This window comes from Bacillus sp. JJ675 (assembly GCF_036963165.1).
GTDB classification, from domain to species: Bacteria; Bacillota; Bacilli; order Bacillales; family Bacillaceae; genus Bacillus; species Bacillus glycinifermentans.
The window spans coordinates 65,714-69,340 of record NZ_JBALMR010000019.1 but is presented as its reverse complement, the minus strand read 5'-3'; the positions used below and the strand labels follow the sequence as shown (position 1 = coordinate 69,340).

Annotated in this window: 3 protein-coding genes and 1 pseudogene; 3 read left to right on the top strand and 1 reads right to left on the bottom strand. The window is 41.1% G+C overall.

Annotation, left to right across the window (positions count from 1 at the left end):
- Positions 1-450 precede the first annotated feature (450 nt).
- Complete coding sequence (locus V7126_RS05555) at positions 451-945, top strand: universal stress protein (RefSeq protein WP_046129746.1); 495 nt, start codon at positions 451-453, stop codon at positions 943-945.
- Positions 946-1,153: 208 nt separating this feature from the next.
- On the opposite strand, the gene V7126_RS05550 is transcribed toward V7126_RS05555, so the two are convergent.
- Entirely contained in the window at positions 1,154-1,870 is a 717-nt protein-coding gene (locus V7126_RS05550) for a hypothetical protein (RefSeq protein WP_335497121.1), read from the bottom strand.
- A 665-nt stretch (positions 1,871-2,535) separates the two neighbouring features.
- Here V7126_RS05550 and V7126_RS24050 point away from each other — a divergent pair.
- Both V7126_RS24050 and V7126_RS05540 read left to right on the top strand, forming a co-directional pair.
- Positions 2,536-2,874 carry a heterocycloanthracin/sonorensin family bacteriocin gene (locus V7126_RS24050; RefSeq protein WP_438823793.1) on the top strand — a complete coding sequence of 113 codons (339 nt, stop codon included), beginning with the start codon at positions 2,536-2,538 and terminating at the stop codon, positions 2,872-2,874.
- Positions 2,875-2,984: 110 nt separating this feature from the next.
- Positions 2,985-3,627 (top strand): annotated as a pseudogene (locus V7126_RS05540) (bacteriocin maturation protein); the annotation flags it as partial.

Genomic DNA, 3,627 nt, shown 5'->3' with positions numbered 1-3,627 from the left:
GACAGGGTGCAGATCATTTCGGCCGGCTTTTCATCTATATAGAAAAACACTCGCGCTCCGGATCGGAAGACGGAATGTTTTTTCTCCGAAAAAAAAGACACGCCGGTTATGCAGCATGCCTTTTTGACATAAAAAAGGCGCATGTACGAAAGATGAACGTGACATGCGCCTTTCCTCTATTGTTTAAATGGAAAAGGTCAATCAAGAGTCGGAAGGTATAAAGCCGTCACGCTGCGATTCAGTTGTCCGTTATGTGATGCATTGATTTTCCTGATCATGACGTTACCCTCCATTCTTATTAATATTTTCCATCTTATAGCACGGCCTTTTATTTGTCAATTTGATTTTTCATCAATCGGAAGACTTTCGATTCATATTCCCGCATTTTCGTTAGATTTTTGAGAAAGCGGGTAAATGTAAGTAAATCCATTCTGGAAAGGAATGATCAATGTGTTCAAGGCTGACCGGATCATTGTCGCGTTCGACGGAAAAAACGATAGTAAAAAAGCGCTTAAAAAAGCGATCGACCTCTCCAAAAGGCTCGGCGCCGAACTGACGGTCGCTCACGTCCATGAACCGAGGCAAACCATGGTAAACGAACAAAGGCCGGCCGCAGGCACGGCTTACATTTACGGCGGCATTCCAAGCGTTCCCCCTGTCCCGCATGATTCAGACGTTGCCGGAGAACCCGTCATTTATGAGGACAGTGCCGAAGAAGCGATCGCAGCGGCAAAAATCATCTTAAACGAGCATCAGCTTGACGCGGAAATCGAAATTTTGGAAGGCGACCCGGCAAATGCCGTTCTCAAACACGCCGAACACATCGGCGCCGATCTCGTCATCACGGGAAGCCGCGACCAAAACCGCTTAAAAAAACTGCTGTTCGGAAGCGTCAGCGATAAGATTACCGCCAAGTCGGAAATCCCGGTGCTGATCGTGAAGTAAGAGAGGCCGGATGTTTTCCGGCCTCTTTAGTTCCTTTAAGAGCAACAAGAGAAAGACATAATGTGAAGAGAATCTTATTTTCGACTTTTCTTTTTTAATTTTTTTATCAATTTGAATATCCCTAAAATAATTAATATCAAAACACCTAGTACAATGACCGCGTTTACTATAGAAAAATTCCCCAAAGCAATCTCTCCCATCAAAAAAATTAGAAAGCATATTTGTTGAATGAACCGGTTTTTGTAGTGACAGATACATAGGCATTCGTATACGTATATACTACAGCAAGAGCGCTGTATTTCACAGTATTATCCATAGAAACTTTTGTTTTTGTACCAGTAGACGATTTGCCGCTGTTATACACAATCCCTATTGATTTTTTACCTACCAATCCGTAAGATGAATGAGTAACGCGAACCTTCAAAGCTTTCTTAACCTTAGACTTTCCGGAAACAATTTTTGCACTCATTTTACCTCTATAGCTATGATTTACAATACCGATTGTACCATAGACTCTCCCTGAAAATTTCACCTTTACCCCATTTGAACTTTTTGATGTGCTAAAAGATTTACTAGCTGTTTGACCCGGATACCACTGGATGGCACTAATTGATATTCCGCTGTTTGACTCAACTGAAGTCTTAAATTCAGAGTCGGCATAAAATTTCACAAACTCATCATCCTGATCAGAAAAAGCTTGTCCTACAGTATACTTTGTATTTATTTCATTAAATCTTGTAACTATCTCTTCTTGAGTCAAATTTTTGTTAACATCGTATTGTAAATCATCTGTTTTTTTAATAGAGGTTACTTCATAATCAGTTTTTTCTTGATTGTTTTCTGCTGCAAAAGTATCACCCATACTGATAAAGAAATTTGCTAAAACAAGACACGTAATCAACAGGCTTAAGATTATTTTCCTCACACAAAAACCTCTTTCCTTTTTTGTTATAATTATACAATACCATATTGTAAAAAATAAGGAAATGGTTTCTAAATAATTTATAAGAAAAATATCATGCTAGGAAATAAGATACATTCAATTTTAATTAATTTTCTGTACAAATACTTTTGAGCTTAGCTGCTGAAAGTATATATTATGTTGAATCTTAAATACAACAGCAAAAAGACCCTTATAAACAATGATTGTATAGAATCATTTATTGTTATAAATCCCTTCGAAATATATCCATCAATTGAAAACCTCATTCGTTTTTGAAATTAGCATTTTCTCTATCTAATTATAATCAAGCGGATAATAAAAGGTCTGCTATTACCACTAAATGTTAGCTCAATCTAACTATCCCAGAGCCATTTTTCTATTCTTGTATTTTTTTTATGGTCTTCATATGTCTAAATTGGACAGCCTTCTTAATTTTTCTCTATTAAACTTTCCAAAAAAGGGGTCATTCAGCGATTTTTAAATGTTAAACGGAAAAAATGATCCAAATCCAAATCAAGGAAAATAGGCTTTCACATCAGTAACAATCACCTAACAAGTCTCATAGTTTGATCTTGAAAGTGCCCGGGGTATTTCGTTCATTTTCTAGTTTTTTTGTGTTCTGATGTTTTTGAAAAACTGTTTTTAATATGGGGAGGATTATATCAATGCAACATTTTCATGACGAACTGCAATCATTGGGAATGGATCATTTCCATGTGGATGGGATGACGGCCTTGGATCCTGGACGTCACCATGAGAATATGAATGCGAAACACTGTGCAAGCTGCTGGAGTCACGGAAGCTGTGCGAGTTGCTGGAGCTGCGGAAGCTGTGCGAGCTGTTGGAGTTGTTCGAGCTGCTGGAGCTGTTCAAGCTGTTGGAGCTGTTCAAGCTGCTGGAGCTGTTCAAGCTGCTGGAGCTGTGCGAGCTGTTGGAGCTGCGCCGGTCATTGCTGCGGAAGCTGCTGGCACGGTGGCATGTATTAGAAGGAGACTGCCCCTGCCGATATGCCGCAGGGGTTCCTTTATCATAATGGACGAACAAAATTACATATAATGGTATGCCTTGTTTTCAGATCATCATAAGGAGGAGCAACATGACAAATCTGACCGCTTCCGCCCGCCTGAAAGTGAAACAAGATACATGTTTTCTACCGGATCCGGCGGGCGGCGTGTATATCAGAAACAATGCCGGATCGTTTCGCATGAAGGGCGCTTCAATCTATCAGTGGATCGACAAATTGCTGCCGATGTTCAACGGTGAACACACATTGGAAGAATTGACGAATGAACTATCGGCCCCATACCGTGACAGGGTGTTTGAAATCGGAAGCACGCTGTGCGCCAACGGATTTGTCCGGGATGTCAGCCGGGATCAACCTCATCAATTAGATGGGTACGTCCTACAAACGTTTGCTTCACAAATCGAATTTATCGAAAGCTTCGAGGATTCCGGCGCTTACCGCTTCCAATTGTGCCGCAAAGCAGGCATATTGGCGCTGGGCTCGGGCTCTTTTCTCGCTTCATTGGTCAGATCATTGTCTGATTCCGGTTTCGCCAACATATACGTTCTCTTTACAGAGGAATGTCCTGATCATCAAGCCGCTATAGAGGAGCTCAAAGAGCATGCAAGCAAAACGGGCGGCGATGTAGTCGACCTGACAGGTGGACTACATTGGCGGGAAGCCGTGCGTTCGGCGGATTGGATATCGTATGCTGCAGAAATCGACGATCCACAGG